Origin of the sequence: Serratia sp. CY44782 (genome assembly GCF_052168715.1) — a bacterium.
GTDB lineage: Bacteria > Pseudomonadota > Gammaproteobacteria > Enterobacterales > Enterobacteriaceae > Serratia > Serratia nevei.
This window is the reverse complement of the sequence record NZ_JBJNME010000002.1, coordinates 164,002-180,604: the sequence shown is the minus strand read 5'-3', so window position 1 is coordinate 180,604 and position 16,603 is coordinate 164,002. Positions and strand designations below refer to the sequence as shown.

The window sequence follows — 16,603 nt, the reverse complement described above, 5'->3', positions numbered from 1 at the left end:
CCATCTCTCCTATATTGCCTGAAGCATATAAACGCCGGGTTGATTATTATCTCGCAGAGGTTTTTCTCTTTTTGATAAATCTTATTGCGCTTATCAATAATACACCCGCGCCACATCGCAACAGGAGCTCATTGTGGACAGCGTTCAGAAAGATGAAATAGCGTTAAAAGTCTTACGTGAATTATTGCAATACCGCCGCCGCTTCCCCGGCGATGACACTTCGATTGCCGAAGAAGAGCAGCGGGTCACTCAGGTGCAATTGCCGCGCATTCGGACATTCATTGAAAACGAGCAGCGCATCGAATTCGTGCTGCCGGCTTTTCCGACCAAGTCGCCCAACACCAACAAGGTGATCGGCGCGGTGCCGGACATGGCGGAGCGGCTGTCGCTGATCTTCCTCAACTCGCTGTGCCAGCGTATTCAACTCTATTACCCGCCGGGTGCGCATATCGTTATCTGCTCCGACGGCCACGTGTTCGGCGATCTGATCCGCGTCAGCGATGAAGCGATCAACCACTATCAGCGCGAGATTGAAGGCCTGCTGCATGAAGTGGGCGCGACGCACCTGAGCGTGTTCAACCTCGGCGACGTCAAAGGCCTGGCGGAGCATACCGACGATTACGATCTGCTGCGCCGGCTATTGGTGGACGGCTACGCCGAGTCGGAAGAGGCTATCAAGCAACAGCTGATGCAGGACGAACAGGGCCTCTTGCTGTACCGCGCCATTACGCGCTTCCTGTATGAAGACAGCCAGCTGCCGGGCTACAGCGGTTCCAACGCCGCGCTGCAGAAGGACGCCAAGCAGCGCGCCTGCGGCGTGATCCAACGCAGCTGGGCCTGGGGCAACCTGCTGGCGCAACATTTCCCGGCAGCGATCCGCCTGTCGATTCACCCGCAGCCGGTCGACAGCCTGAAAATGGGCATCCACATGATGCCGACCAAAGACGACTGGCTGACGCCGTGGCACGGCGTGGCGGCCAACGTGAACGGCCAGTTCGTGCTGATGAAGCGTAAAGACGCGCAGAGCCTGGACGGTGAACTGGTGGAGATTCGCGGTACGCCGAGCCATTACCTGATCGAGCAGCCGCAGATGGCCTGAGGCCGCCGCAGGCTTTTGCGCCCGAAATCCTGGCGGGCGCGTTTTTGACGGCACGTTGCCGTGTGAGCAGCACATTCGATGCAAGGAGAATCACCGATGAACAACCAACCGCTTAATTGCCATATCCAACCGAATACCCCGTTCGGCGCGATCCTGACGCCGCAGCACCCGGGGCAAAAGATCGGCGAGCTGCCGGTGGCGGCGCTGCGAGCGCTGGCGCAGGAACACCACTTGCTGGTGCTGCGCGGATTCGACTCCGGTTTCAGCGAGGCGGAAGTCCTGACTCGCTATGCCGAACAGTGGGGCGAAATCATGATGTGGCCGTTCGGTGCGGTGCTGGACGTGAAGGAACATCCGGACGCCAAGGATCATATCTTCGACAGCAGCTACGTCCCGCTGCATTGGGATGGCATGTATAAGCCGACCATCCCCGAGTTCCAGCTGTTCCACTGCGTGGCGGCGCCGTCGCAGGACGAAGGCGGATGCACCACCTTCGTCGATACCACACGGCTGTTGGCCAATGCGGACGAAGCGCTGCTGGATCAGTGGCTGTCGGTCTCGATCACCTACCGCATCAAGCAGGTGGTGCACTACGGCGGTGAAGTCTGTTCGCCGCTGGTGGTGCAGCACCCGAACGGCAGGGGGTTAATCATGCGCTACAATGAACCGCCGACGGAGGGGAAAAAATTCCTCAACCAGCATGCGCTGGAATATCACGGCGTGCCGGAACAGCAGCAGGAACAGTTCCACCAAACCCTGCAGCAGCATCTGTACGATCCGCGTCACTATTATGCTCACCAATGGCAACAGGGTGACGTGGTGGTGGCAGACAACTTCTCGCTGCTGCACGGCCGTGAGGGCTTTACCGCCCGTTCCGCGCGTCATTTGCAGCGCGTGCATATTCAGAGCAACCCGGTGTGCGCCAATCTGGCGCTGAAGCCGGCCAACGCAGAAGCGTAAAGGAGCATTATGGCAAGGATACTGATGGCGGCGGTCGCCACTCCGGGGCATGTCTACCCGATGTTAGCCATCGCTCGCCACCTGATTGCCCAAGGGCATCAGGTGCGGGTGATGACCGGCGCGCTGTTTCGCGAACGCGCCGAGGCGGCGGGCGCGAACTTCGTGCCGTTCGACGCGCAGGTGGATTTCGACTATCGCCACCTGGAAGAGCACTTTCCGGCGCGCGCCGCGCTGCCGCCGGGCAATGCGCAGATGGCGCTGGCGCTGAAGGATTTCTTCGCCGCACCGATCCCGCTGCTGGATCGGCAGCTGCGTGCGGCCATCGCCGCCGAAAAGACCGATCTGCTGATGGTGGAGAACTGCTTCTACGGCGTGCTGCCGCTGCTGCAGTCCGCCGAGCGGCCGCCGGTCTTCGGTATCGGCGTTACGCCGCTGTCGTATTCTTCGCGCGATGCTATTTTTTATGGCCCGCGTATCCCGCCGGCGCTGCTGCCACAGGCGTTGACCCGTGAGCAGCTGGTGGATGAAGAAACGCGCGTGCTGCTCGATGAAGTACAGCAGAGCTTCGATGCGGCGCTGGTGCAGGCGGGCGGGCGGGCGCTGGATCGCCCATTCACCGACGCGCTGATCGGCGGCTGCGAGCGTTTCCTACAGCTGGCTACCACGGCGCTGGAATATGAGCGTGACGATCTGCCGAGCGGCGTGCGCTTCGTCGGCCCGCTGCGCAGCGGCGGCCAGCCGGCGGCGGAAGAGACGCTGTGGGAGGCGGACGACCGTCGGCCGTTGGTGATTGTGACACAGGGCACGCTGGCCAATGTCGATCTGCATCAGCTGATCGTACCGACGCTGCAAGCGCTGGCGCATCTGCCGGTGCGCGTGCTGGCCACGACCGGCGGGCGGGCGACGGAAGGGCTGATGGAGGCACTGCCGGGCAATGCCAGAGTGCGGGAGTTTATCTCCTTCGAACGCTGGCTGCCGGAGACGGCGCTACTGATCACCAACGGCGGTTACGGCTCGATCAACTATGCGCTGGACAGCGGCGTGCCGCTGATCGTCGCCGGCACCGGCGAGGACAAGCTGGAGGCGGCCGCGCGCGTGGTGGCCGCCGGCTGCGGCATCAGCCTGCACACCAGCACGCCGACCGCCGAACAGATCCTGGCGGCGGCGACGCGCATTCTGCAACAGCCGATCTATCGGCAACGCGCGGCGCTGGTGCGTGAGGACTATGCCCGCCACGACGCGCTGACGGCGATCGCCAACGAAGTGGCCGCCATTACCGCCTGACCTCGCCGTTCTTCCTTCCTCAGGCGCCGTTTTTGGCGCCTTTTTTCTGCATTTTTTTGCCATGGAAACTGCATGATTATGTACAATCGTCGCAGGCCGCCAAATCGGTTGAATGTTAATCTCACGACAGCGCCGCTGATGAGAACGGAGGAATATCATAATTTTCTAATTATGAAATGAATCCTCTGGCGACGCTGAAGCGGGGCGGTTACCCTGAATCGATAGCCTAATGGGATAGGCGTCAAATCAAGAAGAGAGCAAGCATGAGTGATTCACAAATCCGCATTGCGATTGCGGGCGCCGGCGGCCGGATGGGCCGTCAATTGATCCAGGCGGTGCAGCAGGCGGAAGGCGTGGTGTTGGGGGCGGCGCTGTCGCGCCCGGGCTCCAGCCTGGTCGGCGTCGACGCCGGCGAGCTGGCGGGTATCGGCGCGCTGGGCGTCAAGGTGAGCGACAGTCTGGAGAAGGTGGCGAACGAGTTCGATATTTTGATCGACTTCACCCGCCCGGAAAGCACCCGGGGTTACCTGGATTTTTGCGTGGCGCACCACAAGGCGATGGTGATTGGCACTACCGGCTTCGATGACGCCGGCAAACAGGCGATCCGCGATGCGGCGCAGCATATCGGCATCGTGTTCGCCGCCAACTTCAGCGTCGGCGTCAACCTGGTGTTGAAACTGCTGGAGAAGGCCGCGCAGGTGATGGGCGACTATACCGATATCGAAATCGTTGAGGCGCACCACCGCCACAAAGTGGATGCGCCGTCGGGCACTGCGCTGGCTATGGGCGAAGCGATCGCCGGCGCGCTGGGGCGCGACCTGAAAAGCTGCGCGGTCTATGCGCGCGAAGGCCATACCGGCGAACGCGATCCGAAAAGCATCGGCTTTGCCACCATTCGCGCCGGCGACATCGTCGGCGAGCACACCGCGATGTTCGCCGACATCGGTGAACGGGTGGAAATTACCCATAAGGCCTCCAGCCGGATGACTTTTGCCAGCGGCGCGGTGCGTGCGGCTGCCTGGTTGCATAACCGGGATAAAGGCCTGTTTGATATGCGTGATGTGTTGAATTTGGACCAATTATAATTAATTTGCATACCATCGTGATGTGGTTGTATTGATCATAATGCTATGATAATCGGACAATAATTTTATTGTCCTTTTTTTTAACATGAAAAATGAAGCGTTGGTGTGTTTTTGTTTCATTGATTGTTATTTATTGATGTTTACCTTGCTAATCATCCCGTTTTTATCCACCACATCCCATTTCAGCGTCTTTTGGAGCCCATTCTGGCACCATTTTTCGTCATTCAGCCTCGCAACCGTTTTCCAGCCCCGGTTTTCTGTGTTTTTATCGCCGCTCAAGCCGCATGAGCGGTGAGAACTGCAAAAATAAAACAAAAAACGGCGGTTTGGGTAGACAAGCCGGGCACTCATCATTAAAATGCGCCCAATTTGCCAAAAATTGGCCTCGCGGACGGTTTTTGCATTGATTTAGATCGCGATATCTGAATTAATATGCAAATATTGTGATTGATTATTCCTCGGAGGGTGTTTTGATAAAGTCAGCGCTATTGGTTCTGGAAGACGGAACCCAATTCCACGGTCGGGCCATCGGGGCAGAGGGAACGGCAGTGGGGGAAGTGGTCTTCAATACGTCGATGACCGGTTATCAAGAAATCCTCACTGATCCTTCCTATTCCCGCCAGATCGTTACTCTTACTTATCCTCATATCGGCAATGTCGGCACCAATGCTTCCGACGAAGAATCCTCCGCAGTACACGCCCAAGGCCTCGTCATTCGTGACCTCCCGCTGATCGCCAGCAACTACCGCAACGAAGAAAGCCTGTCCGACTACCTCAAGCGTCACAACATCGTGGCAATCGCCGATATCGATACCCGTAAATTAACCCGCCTGCTGCGCGAGAAGGGCGCCCAGAACGGCTGCATCATCGCCGCCGACTCGCCGGACGCCGCGCTGGCCCTGGCCAAGGCGCAAGGTTTCCCGGGGTTGAAGGGCATGGATCTGGCGAAAGAGGTCACCACCCAAGAGGCCTACAGCTGGCAGCAAGGCAGCTGGACGCTTGAAGGCGACCTGCCTGAAGCCAAAACCGCCGCGGAACTGCCGTTCCACGTGGTGGCTTACGACTACGGCGCCAAGCGTAACATCCTGCGTATGCTGGTGGATCGCGGCTGCCGCCTGACCGTGGTGCCGGCGCAGACCCCGGCCGACGAGGTGCTGAAAATGAATCCGGACGGCATCTTCCTGTCCAACGGCCCGGGCGACCCGGAGCCGTGTGATTACGCCATCGCCGCCATCAAACAGTTCCTGGAAACCGACATTCCGGTGTTCGGCATCTGCCTGGGCCACCAGCTGCTGGCGCTGGCCAGCGGGGCGAAAACCATGAAGATGAAGCTCGGCCACCACGGCGGCAACCATCCGGTGAAGGATCTGGACAACAACACCGTGATGATCACCGCGCAGAACCACGGCTTCGCCGTCGATGAAAACAACCTGCCGGCGAACCTGCGCGTCACGCACAAATCGCTGTTCGACCACACGGTGCAGGGCATTCACCGCACCGACAAGGCGGCGTTCAGCTTCCAGGGTCACCCGGAAGCCAGCCCAGGCCCGCACGATGCCGCGCCGCTGTTCGATCACTTCATCGAACTGATTGAGACTTACCGTTCTAACGCCAAATAATCAGGAGCAGTAAAAAATGCCAAAACGTACAGACATAAAAAGCATCCTGATCCTCGGCGCTGGCCCGATCGTTATCGGCCAGGCGTGTGAGTTCGACTACTCGGGTGCCCAGGCGTGTAAAGCGCTGCGCGAAGAGGGTTACCGCGTCATTCTGGTTAACTCCAACCCGGCGACCATCATGACCGACCCGGAAATGGCCGATGCGACCTATATCGAGCCGATCCACTGGGAAGTGGTGCGCAAGATCATCGAAAAAGAGCGCCCGGATGCGGTGCTGCCGACCATGGGCGGCCAGACGGCGCTGAACTGCGCGCTGGAGCTGGAGCGTCAGGGTGTGCTGGCCGAGTTCGGCGTTACCATGATCGGCGCGACGGCCGATGCGATCGACAAGGCCGAAGACCGTCGCCGTTTCGACGTGGCGATGAAAAAAATCGGTCTGGACACCGCGCGTTCCGGCATCGCGCACACCATGGAAGAAGCGCTGGCGGTAGCCGCTGACGTCGGCTTCCCGTGCATCATCCGCCCTTCCTTTACCATGGGCGGCACCGGCGGCGGCATCGCCTACAACCGCGAAGAGTTCGAAGAGATCTGCGAACGCGGTCTGGACCTGTCGCCGACCAACGAGCTGCTGATCGATGAATCGCTGATCGGTTGGAAAGAGTACGAGATGGAGGTGGTGCGTGATAAGAACGACAACTGCATCATCGTCTGCTCCATCGAAAACTTCGACGCCATGGGCATCCACACCGGCGACTCGATCACCGTCGCACCGGCCCAGACCCTGACCGACAAGGAATACCAAATCATGCGCAACGCCTCGATGGCGGTGCTGCGTGAGATCGGCGTCGAAACCGGCGGCTCCAACGTGCAGTTCTCGGTCAACCCGAAAACCGGCCGCCTGATCGTTATCGAAATGAACCCGCGCGTGTCGCGTTCTTCGGCGCTGGCGTCGAAAGCCACCGGCTTCCCTATCGCCAAGATCGCCGCCAAGCTGGCGGTGGGCTACACCCTCGATGAGCTGATGAACGACATCACCGGTGGCCGCACCCCGGCATCGTTCGAACCGTCCATCGACTACGTCGTGACCAAGATCCCGCGCTTCAACTTCGAGAAGTTCGCCGGCGCCAACGACCGCCTGACCACCCAGATGAAGTCGGTCGGCGAAGTGATGGCCATCGGCCGCACCCAGCAGGAGTCGCTGCAAAAAGCGCTGCGCGGCCTGGAAGTGGGCGCTACCGGCTTCGACCCGAAAGTAAGCCTGGACGATCCGGAAGCGCTGACCAAGATCCGCCGCGAGCTGAAAGACGCCGGCTCTGACCGCATCTGGTACATCGCCGACGCCTTCCGCGCCGGTCTGTCGGTTGACGGCGTCTTCAACCTGACCAACGTCGACCGCTGGTTCCTGGTGCAGATTGAAGAGCTGGTGCGCCTGGAAGAGCAGGTGGCCGAAGCGGGCATCAACGGCCTGAACAAAGCGTTCCTGCGTACCCTGAAGCGCAAGGGCTTCGCCGATGCGCGTCTGGCCAAGCTGGCCGGCGTCGCCGAGAGCGAAATTCGCAAGCTGCGCCACAGCCACGGCCTGCATCCGGTGTACAAGCGCGTGGATACCTGCGCGGCGGAATTCGCCACCGACACCGCCTACATGTACTCCACCTATGAAGAAGAGTGCGAGTCCAACCCGACCAACGACCGGCCGAAAGTGATGGTGCTGGGCGGCGGGCCGAACCGTATCGGCCAGGGCATCGAGTTCGACTACTGCTGCGTGCACGCCTCACTGGCGCTGCGCGAAGACGGCTACGAGACCATCATGGTCAACTGTAACCCGGAAACCGTCTCCACCGACTACGACACCTCCGACCGCCTGTACTTCGAGCCGGTGACGCTGGAAGACGTGCTGGAAATCGTGCGCATCGAGAAGCCGAAAGGCGTTATCGTTCAGTACGGCGGCCAGACCCCGCTGAAGCTGGCGCGCGAGCTGGAAGCCGCGGGCGTGCCGATCATCGGCACCAGCCCGGACGCCATTGACCGCGCCGAAGACCGCGAGCGCTTCCAGCAGGCGGTTAACCGTCTGGGCCTGAAGCAGCCGGCCAACGCCACCGTCACCGCCATCGAGCAGGCGGTGGAGAAGGCGGCTGCCATCGGTTATCCGCTGGTGGTGCGCCCTTCCTACGTGCTGGGCGGCCGGGCAATGGAAATCGTGTATGACGAAACCGACCTGCGCCGTTACTTCCAGACCGCAGTCAGTGTGTCCAACGATGCGCCGGTGCTGCTGGATCGCTTCCTGGACGACGCGGTGGAAGTGGACGTCGACGCTATCTGCGACGGCGAGCGCGTGCTGATTGGCGGCATCATGGAGCACATCGAGCAGGCGGGCGTGCACTCTGGCGACTCCGCGTGTTCGCTGCCGGCGTATACCCTGAGCCAGGAAATTCAGGACGTGATGCGTCGCCAGGTGGAAAAACTGGCGTTCGAGCTGCAGGTACGCGGCCTGATGAACGTGCAGTTCGCGGTGAAAGACAACGAAGTCTACCTGATTGAAGTGAACCCGCGCGCCGCGCGTACCGTGCCGTTCGTGTCCAAAGCGACCGGCGTGCCGCTGGCCAAAGTGGCCGCGCGCGTGATGGCGGGCAAAACGCTGGTTGAGCAGGGCGTGACCGAAGAAATTATCCCGCCGTACTACTCGGTAAAAGAGGTGGTGCTGCCGTTCAACAAATTCCCGGGCGTCGACCCGATTCTGGGGCCGGAAATGCGCTCTACCGGGGAAGTGATGGGCGTGGGCCGCACTTTCGCGGAAGCCTTCTCCAAAGCGATGCTGGGCAGCAACTCGGGCATGAAAAAGCAGGGCCGCGCGCTGCTGTCGGTGCGTGAAGGCGACAAGGCTCGCGTGGTCGATTTGGCCGCCAGCCTGCTGAAGCAGGGCTTCGAGCTGGACGCCACCCACGGCACCGCGGTGGTGCTGGGCGAAGCGGGCATCAACCCGCGCCTGGTCAACAAGGTGCACGAAGGGCGTCCGCACATTCAGGACCGCATCAAGAACGGTGAGTACACCTACATTGTCAACACCACGGCCGGCCGTCAGGCGATTGAAGACTCCAAGCTGATTCGCCGCAGCGCCCTGCAGTACAAGGTGCACTACGACACCACGCTGAACGGCGGCTTCGCCACCGCGATGGCGCTGAAAGCGGATCCGACCGAACAGGTCACGTCGGTGCAGGAAATGCACGCGCGCATCGGCAAATAACCGCGCGATAACGCTACGCCAGGGGCGCTGCAGATGCAGCGCCCTTTTTTATTCAGCGAATTTGTCGGCTGGCGTTAAAAATTTCCGCTATCAATCAGTGGGCAAACTGTCACCCTGTGTGATTGGTATATGCTTGGTGTATTGGCAAGGAACGAAGGAACGACGATAACAATGATTCTGATAATTTATGCTCACCCGTATCCCCGGCATTCGCATGCCAATCAGCGCCTGCTGCAGGCGGTGAGGGATCTCCCCGAGGTAGAGGTGCGCTCGCTGTATGAGCTGTACCCCGATTTCAATATCGACATCAACGCCGAGCAGCGGGCGCTGGAGCGCGCCGACCTGGTAGTGCTGCAGCATCCGATGCAGTGGTACAGCTTCCCGCCGCTGTTGAAGCTGTGGATCGACAAAGTGCTGGAGCACGGCTGGGCCTACGGCCACGACGGTAATGCGCTGGTGGGTAAAGACTGCCTGTGGGCGGTGACCAGCGGCGGCGACGAGCACCACTTCGAGCTGGGCGACTTTCCCAACTTCGCCGCGCTGGCGCAGCCGCTGCAGGCCACGGCGATTTACTGCGGCATGAACTGGCAGCCTTTTTTCTCCCTGCATAACACCTTTACCTGCAACGAACCGGCGCTGCTCGCCGCCGGCGAAGCCTACCGGCAGCGGTTGGTCGACTACCTGATGGAACATGCCGAAGCGGAAACACGGGAGGCCAGCCATGGATAACCACCACATGATGATCGAGGGGCTGATCTACCTCGGCTCCGCCGCGCTGTTTGTGCCGATCGCGGTGCGACTGGGGCTGGGCTCGGTGCTCGGCTACCTGATTGCCGGTTGCATCATTGGCCCCTGGGGGCTGAAGCTGGTGTCGGATGCCGAGTCGATCCTGACCTTCGCCGAGATCGGCGTGGTGCTGATGCTGTTTATCATCGGCCTGGAGCTGGATCCCAAGCGGCTGTGGACGCTGCGCGCCTCGGTGTTCGGCGGCGGCAGCATTCAGATGGTGGGCTGCGGCCTGGCGCTGAGCGCCTTCTGTTACTTCCTCGGCCTCAACTGGAAGGTGGCGCTGTTGATTGGCCTGACGCTGGCGCTCTCATCCACCGCCATCGCCATGCAGGCGATGAGCGAACGCAACCTGACGCCGTCGCCGATCGGCCGCAGCGCATTTGCGGTGCTGCTGTTCCAGGATATCGCGGCGATCCCGCTGGTGGCGATGATCCCGCTGCTGGCCAGCAGCGGCGCCACCACCACGCTGGGCGCTTTCGTGCTGTCGGCGGCCAAGGTAGTGGGCGCGTTGACGATAGTGGTGCTGCTCGGCCGCTACGTCACCCGCCCGCTGCTGCACTTCGTCGCCCGTTCGGGCATGCGTGAGGTGTTCAGCGCCGTGGCGCTGTTCCTGGTGTTCGGTTTCGGCATCCTGCTGGAGATGGCCGGGCTGTCGATGGCGATGGGGGCGTTCCTCGCCGGGGTGCTGCTGGCGAGCTCGGAATACCGCCACGCGCTGGAGAGCGATATTCAGCCGTTCAAGGGGCTGCTGCTGGGGCTGTTCTTTATCGGCGTCGGCATGTCGATCGACTTCGGCACGCTGTTCCATCACCCGCTGCTGATCGCCTCGCTGCTGCTGGGCTTTATGCTGATCAAGGCGGCGCTGCTGTGGCTGATTGGGCCGCTGCTCGGCGTGCCGAAGCGCCAGCGCGGCCTGTTCGCCATTCTGCTGGGGCAGGGCAGTGAATTCGCCTTCGTGATCTTCAGCGCCGCGCAGCTGGCCGGCGTCCTGCCGGTCGAATGGGCCAAGTCGCTGACGCTGGCGGTGGCGCTGTCGATGGCGGCCACGCCGCTGCTGCTGGTGATCGCCGCGCAGCTGGAGAAAAATGCGCCGAAAGAGGAGCGCCCGGCTGACGTTATCGACGACGAGAATGCCAGCGTGATCATCGCTGGCTTCGGCCGTTTCGGTCAGATCGCCGGCCGCTTGCTGTTGGCCAACGGCGTACACACCGTGGTACTGGATCACGATCCGGACCATATCGAGACGCTGCGCAAATTCGACACCAAGGTGTTCTACGGCGACGCCACGCGCGCCGATTTGCTGGAGGCCGCCGGCGCCGCCCACGCCAAGGTGCTGATCAACGCCATCGACGACGTGGAAGACAGCCTGGCGTTAACCGAGCTGGCCAGACAGCACTTCCCGCATCTGAAGGTGGTGGCGCGAGCACGCGACGTCGATCACTGGTATCAGCTGCGGCAGCTGGGAGTGGAAAAACCGGAGCGCGAAACCTTTGAAAGCTCGCTGCGCATCGGCCGTGAAACGCTGGAGCTGCTGGGGCTGGACGCCTATGAAGCGCGCGAAAAAGCGGACACTTTCCGCCGCTATAACCTGAAGATGCTGGAAGACACGCTGGAGAACTATCAGGACACCGAGTTCCGCATCGCCAGCCTGCAGCGGGCCAAGGAGATGCTCAGCGCGGCCATCGAGCAGGATCAGAATCGGCTGGCACGGGTGCAGCAGACCGGCTGGCGCGGCAGTATCGACGGCAAGGCGCCGGAGGACGAAGTGGTGGAAGCCAAAGGATAAGAACAGGGGCGCCAGATCGGCGCCCCTTTTTTTGCTTAGCTCAGTGCGACCTTGATGCCCAAGGCGATCAGCATACCGCCCAGCAGCTTGTCGACGATCTTCTGGGTCTTTTCCAACCCGCGACGCACCGGCCCGCTCTGGATCAGGAACACCAGCAGCGGCCACCAGATGACCGACAGGCCGAGAATAATCCCCGCGTACCACAGCTTGTCGCCCAGGCCGGAATCGATCTGCAGCACCTGGGTGAATACCGCCAGGAAGAACAGGGTGGCTTTCGGGTTCAGCAGGTTGCACAGGTAGCCTTGCGCAAAGGCGCTCTTCAGGCTGACCTGCTGCTGCGGCAGATTGCTGACGTTCATCTTACCGCCGCCGCGCGACAGCAGCGCCTGGATGCCGATCCACACCAGATACACCGCCCCGGCGTATTTCAGCAGGTTGAACAACCACGGCGTGGTGGTGATCACCACCGCCAGCCCGGCGACGCAGTAGGACATGTGGGTAGCGACGCCGCAGATCACGCCGAAGGCGGTCATCATGGCGGCCAGCCGCGGATAGCGGGCGGCGTTTTTGATCACCAGGAAAAAATCCGGGCCGGGGGAGAGCATGCCGAGGGCGGCAATGCCGGCGACGAACAGCGAAGTTTCAAGCATGGGAGCGTCTCGCGCAAAAGACAGAGTTCTGGCGATAATAACGCCGCTTCCTCTGATGCGCATCAACCCAATGAGGTATTGTTAGGCTCTATGATAATAATTCATCTACCGCCAGCGATGGAGCACCATGCCGCAGACTAACGCCACAGACATGCCTGAGCCGCATCGGCAACAGCGTGAAATTACCCGCCTGTGCATTCAATGCGCGCTGCTGCTGTTGCAGCACGGCGCGGAGAGCACGGTGGTGGAACAACTGTCGACCCGCCTGGGGCTGGCGCTGGGGATGGACAGCGTGGAAAGCTCGATCTCCGCCAATGCGGTGGTGTTGACCACCCTCAGCCACGGCGCCTGTCTGACCACCACCCGCAAGAACGTCGATCGCGGCATCAATATGCAGGTGGTGACCGAAGTGCAGCATATCGTGATCCTCGCCGAGCACCACCTGGCGGATACGCACGACGTGGCGCGCCGTTTTGACAGGATCCGGCCGTTGCGCTACCCGCGCTGGCTGGTGGTGCTGATGGTGGGGTTGTCCTGCGGGTGCTTCAGCATGCTCAACGGTGGCGGCGCTGACGCCTTCCTGGTGACCTTTATCGCCAGTGGCACGGCGATGCTGGTGCGCCAAATTCTCACCGCCCGCCATATGAATCCGCTGATCAATTTTTGCCTGACGGCGTTTGTTGCTACGTCGATCTCCGGGCTGCTGCTGCGCCTGCCGGCGTTTAAGGACACCTCGAGCGTGGCGATGGCCGCCAGCGTGCTGTTGCTGGTGCCGGGCTTCCCGCTGATCAACGCGGTGGCCGATATGTTCAAGGGGCACGTCAATACCGGGCTGGCGCGCTGGGCGATGGCCAGCCTGCTGACGCTGGCGACCTGCATCGGGGTGGTGATGGCGATGTCGCTGTGGGATCTGCGGGGGTGGTCATGAGTCTGTTGTGGGCCTTGTTGCAGGAGATGTTGTTGGCGGCGGTGCCGGCGCTGGGCTTCGCCATGGTGTTCAACGTGCCGCTGCGCGCGCTGCGTTATTGCGCGTTGCTTGGGGCCATCGGGCGCGGTTCGCGCATGCTGATGATGCACGGCGGCATGAACATCGAGTGGGCCTCGCTGCTGGCGGCGATCCTGATCGGTATCATCGGTATCTACTGGTCGCGCTGGCTGCTGGCGCACCCGAAGGTGTTCACCGTGGCAGCGGTGATCCCGATGTTCCCCGGCATTTCCGCCTATACCGCGATGATAACTGTGGTAGAGATCTCGCATTTGGGCTACAGCGAAGCCTTGATGGAGACCATGATCACCAACTTCCTCAAGGCCAGTTTCATCGTCGGCGCGTTGTCGATCGGCCTGTCGTTGCCGGGCCTGTGGCTGTACCGCAAACGCCCCGGCGTGTGAAATTTCCCGGCGGGAGATCGTTGGTTATTAGATATGCTGATAAGAGCTATCTTATATATTCATCTTGCTTGATTAGCCTATCGACGGCACTCAGGCCTTTACGTATAGTGTCACCAATTTTGCTGCCTACACAGGGTTAAACAATGATTATCAGCCTGATCGCTGCCTTGGCGGCGGATCGCGTTATTGGCATGGAAAACGCCATGCCGTGGCACCTGCCGGCGGACCTTGCGTGGTTTAAACGCAACACGTTGAATAAGCCGGTTATTATGGGCCGCAAGACCTTCGAGTCCATCGGCCGCCCGCTGCCGGGCCGCCACAATATCGTTTTGAGCAGCCGTCCGGGTAGCGAAGCCGGGGTGACCTGGGTGACCTCGATGGATGAAGCGCTGGCCGCCGCCGGCGACGTGGAAGAAGTGATGGTGATCGGCGGTGGGCGCATCTATACCCAGCTGCTGCCGCGTGCCGATCGCCTGTACCTGACGCACATCGACGCCGAGGTCGGCGGCGATACCCACTTCCCGGATTACGAGCCGGACGAGTGGGAAACCACGTTCAGCGAGTTCCACGACGCTGACGATCTGAACTCGCACAGCTACTGCTTCGAGATCCTGCAGCGCCGCTGATTTCAGCGCGTTAGCCAACTCTCCCCGGGGGCGCAAGCAATTGCGCCCCCGGCCTTTTTACGCCCGTCGTCCGTAACCTTTCCGTCACATTACCTGATTAGTATGAAGCCCAACTCCGAGCGCCCCGGCAACTCTGGTGAATCTTGACCGCGGCGCCATAACTAAAAAGGTAACCACGCTATGACCAAGCAAATTGAGCAATTAGACGCCGACCGCCTGATCGATCCCACTCGCCGCAAACTGCTGCTCGGCAGCGCCGGCGCCGTCGGCCTGGCCGGCTTTCTCGGCGGCGGCATCTGGTCGGTCTCCGCCGAGGCGTTGGCCGAGGATCTGCCGCCGAACAAACTGCTGGGCTTTCAGGGCATTGCCGCCTCTACCGCCGACGAGGTGACCATCGCACCGGGCTACCGTGCGGAGGTGCTTATCTCCTGGGGGGAGCCGCTGGTGGATGGCGCACCGGCCTTCGATCCGCAGGGCAACAACAGTGCCGCCGATCAGGAAAAACAGTTCGGCGACAATAACGACGGCATGAGTTTCTTCCCGATCAACGATCGCCACGGCGTGATGGCCATCAATAACGAATACGTCAACGAGCAGTACCTGTTCGCCCACGGCGGTACCAAGGCCACCAGTCTGGAAGAGGTGCGTAAATCGCAGGCGGCGCACGGCGTTTCCATCGTGGCGGTAAAACGCGTCGGCGACGGCCAGCGTTGGGAAGTGGAGCGCCCGTCGCGCTATAACCGCCGCATCACCGCCAACACCGACATGCAGTTCAGCGGCCCGGCCGCCGGGCATCCGCTGCTGCAGACCGCCGCCGATCCGAGCGGACGCAAGGTGCTGGGCACCTTCGGCAACTGCGCCAACGGCAAGACGCCGTGGGGCACTTACCTGACCTGCGAAGAAAACTTCGATACCTACTTTGGCACCCGTCAGGCCGATTACCCAACCACGCCGGAACAGAAGCGCTATACGCTGAAGGTCAGCGAGCCGGAGCGTAACTGGCCGGACTATGATGAGCGCTTCGACGTGGCGAAGAACCCCAACGAATTCAACCGCCACGGCTGGATCGTGGAGATCGATCCGCTGAATCCGACTTCGACGCCCATCAAGCACACCGCGCTGGGCCGCTTCAAGCATGAAAATGCGGCGGTGACCGTGGCCAAAGATGGCCGTCTGGTGGTGTACATGGGGGACGACGAGCGCGGCGAACATATCTATAAGTACGTTTCCAAAGGCGTGGTCGACGCCGCCAACCCGGCCAACAATCGCACGCTGCTGGACGAGGGAACGCTGTACGTGGCGCAGTTCGACGGCGACGACGCCGGCACGCCGCTGAAGGGCAAAGGACGCTGGATTGCGCTCGAATTCGGCAAGAACGGCCTGACGCCGGAGAACGGCTTCCGCGATGAGGCCGAAGTGCTGATCTTCGCCCGCAAGGCGGCGCAGCAGGTCGGCGCCACCAAAATGGATCGTCCGGAGTGGATCGCGGTGAACCCGCATGACGGCCGCGCTTACTGCACGCTGACCAACAACAGCAAGCGCGGTGAGGAAGGGATGCCGCTGAACGCCGCCAACCCGCGGCCGAACAATATCTATGGCCAGATCATTCGCTGGGACGAAGGCGGCGATGCCACCGCCGGCACCTTTGCCTGGGACATGTATGCGCTGTGTGGCAACCCGATTGCCCACCCGGAAGGCGTCAACCGCGGCACGCCGAACATCACGGCGGACAACACGTTCAACAGCCCGGACGGGCTGGGCTTCGATCGCGCCGGCCGCCTGTGGATCCTCACCGACGGCAAGTACAGCAACAAGGGGGATTACGTCGGGCAGGGCAACAACCAGATGCTGGTGGGCGATCCGGTCAGCGGCGAAATTCGCCGTTTCATGGTGGGGCCGAAGTCCTGCGAACTGACCGGCATCACCTTCACTCCGGACTACAAGACGATGTTCGTCAACGTGCAGCATCCGGGAGAAGAGGGCGATTCGCACTTCCCGAACAACAGCCCGCGCCCGCGTTCATCGGTATTGATGATCACGCGTGAAGATGGCGGGGTGATTGGGGCGTAAGGCAG

13 protein-coding genes are annotated in these 16,603 nt (G+C 61.3%); 12 read left to right on the top strand and 1 reads right to left on the bottom strand.

Annotation, left to right across the window (positions count from 1 at the left end; genetic code table 11):
- Positions 1–133: 133 nt before the first annotated feature.
- The 8 genes from pvcA (at position 134) to kefC (ending at position 11,863) form a co-directional block, all read left to right on the top strand.
- Positions 134–1,099 (top strand): L-tyrosine isonitrile synthase, encoded by a 966-nt coding sequence (pvcA, locus tag ACJ8HT_RS04320; RefSeq protein WP_194573072.1) that lies wholly within the window; start codon positions 134–136, stop codon positions 1,097–1,099.
- Positions 1,100–1,195: 96 nt separating this feature from the next.
- A complete protein-coding gene (locus ACJ8HT_RS04315) occupies positions 1,196–2,059 on the top strand; it encodes a TauD/TfdA dioxygenase family protein (RefSeq protein ID WP_197652745.1) in 864 nt (287 codons plus the stop codon).
- Between the two features lie 24 nt (positions 2,060–2,083).
- Positions 2,084–3,343, top strand: coding sequence for a glycosyltransferase (locus tag ACJ8HT_RS04310; protein ID WP_197652829.1), 1,260 nt, complete (start codon positions 2,084–2,086; stop codon positions 3,341–3,343).
- A 263-nt stretch (positions 3,344–3,606) separates the two neighbouring features.
- Entirely contained in the window at positions 3,607–4,428 is an 822-nt protein-coding gene (dapB, locus tag ACJ8HT_RS04305) for a 4-hydroxy-tetrahydrodipicolinate reductase (RefSeq protein WP_060422408.1), read from the top strand.
- 470 nt (positions 4,429–4,898) lie between these two features.
- A complete protein-coding gene (gene carA / locus ACJ8HT_RS04300; RefSeq protein ID WP_048232622.1) occupies positions 4,899–6,047 on the top strand; it encodes a glutamine-hydrolyzing carbamoyl-phosphate synthase small subunit in 1,149 nt (382 codons plus the stop codon).
- Between the two features lie 16 nt (positions 6,048–6,063).
- A complete protein-coding gene (gene carB, locus ACJ8HT_RS04295) occupies positions 6,064–9,288 on the top strand; it encodes a carbamoyl-phosphate synthase large subunit (protein WP_197652744.1) in 3,225 nt (1,074 codons plus the stop codon).
- A gap of 171 nt (positions 9,289–9,459) precedes the next feature.
- Positions 9,460–10,017: a glutathione-regulated potassium-efflux system oxidoreductase KefF gene (gene kefF / locus ACJ8HT_RS04290; protein WP_197652743.1), complete on the top strand. Its 558-nt coding sequence runs from the start codon at positions 9,460–9,462 to the stop codon at positions 10,015–10,017.
- Positions 10,010–11,863: a glutathione-regulated potassium-efflux system protein KefC gene (gene kefC, locus ACJ8HT_RS04285; RefSeq protein ID WP_038873391.1), complete on the top strand. Its 1,854-nt coding sequence runs from the start codon at positions 10,010–10,012 to the stop codon at positions 11,861–11,863. The genes kefF and kefC overlap by 8 nt, the downstream gene beginning before the upstream one ends.
- A gap of 35 nt (positions 11,864–11,898) precedes the next feature.
- Here the strand turns inward: kefC and ACJ8HT_RS04280 are convergent, their stop codons facing one another.
- The gene (locus tag ACJ8HT_RS04280) at positions 11,899–12,513 is read right to left on the bottom strand and encodes a LysE family translocator (protein ID WP_015376619.1); all 615 of its coding nucleotides are present in this window, start codon (positions 12,511–12,513) and stop codon (positions 11,899–11,901) included.
- A gap of 127 nt (positions 12,514–12,640) precedes the next feature.
- On the opposite strand from ACJ8HT_RS04280, the gene ACJ8HT_RS04275 reads away from it, so the two are divergent.
- From ACJ8HT_RS04275 to ACJ8HT_RS04260, 4 genes are all read left to right on the top strand, one after another.
- The gene (locus ACJ8HT_RS04275; RefSeq protein WP_197652742.1) at positions 12,641–13,441 is read left to right on the top strand and encodes a threonine/serine ThrE exporter family protein; all 801 of its coding nucleotides are present in this window, start codon (positions 12,641–12,643) and stop codon (positions 13,439–13,441) included.
- Positions 13,438–13,902 carry a threonine/serine exporter gene (locus ACJ8HT_RS04270; RefSeq protein WP_033637072.1) on the top strand — a complete coding sequence of 155 codons (465 nt, stop codon included), beginning with the start codon at positions 13,438–13,440 and terminating at the stop codon, positions 13,900–13,902. Before ACJ8HT_RS04275 ends, ACJ8HT_RS04270 begins: the two co-directional genes overlap by 4 nt.
- Before the next feature lie 143 nt (positions 13,903–14,045).
- Positions 14,046–14,528 (top strand): type 3 dihydrofolate reductase, encoded by a 483-nt coding sequence (gene folA, locus ACJ8HT_RS04265; protein ID WP_038873402.1) that lies wholly within the window; start codon positions 14,046–14,048, stop codon positions 14,526–14,528.
- A gap of 180 nt (positions 14,529–14,708) precedes the next feature.
- Positions 14,709–16,598: a PhoX family protein gene (locus ACJ8HT_RS04260; protein WP_197652741.1), complete on the top strand. Its 1,890-nt coding sequence runs from the start codon at positions 14,709–14,711 to the stop codon at positions 16,596–16,598.
- The last annotated feature ends 5 nt before the right edge of the window (positions 16,599–16,603 follow it).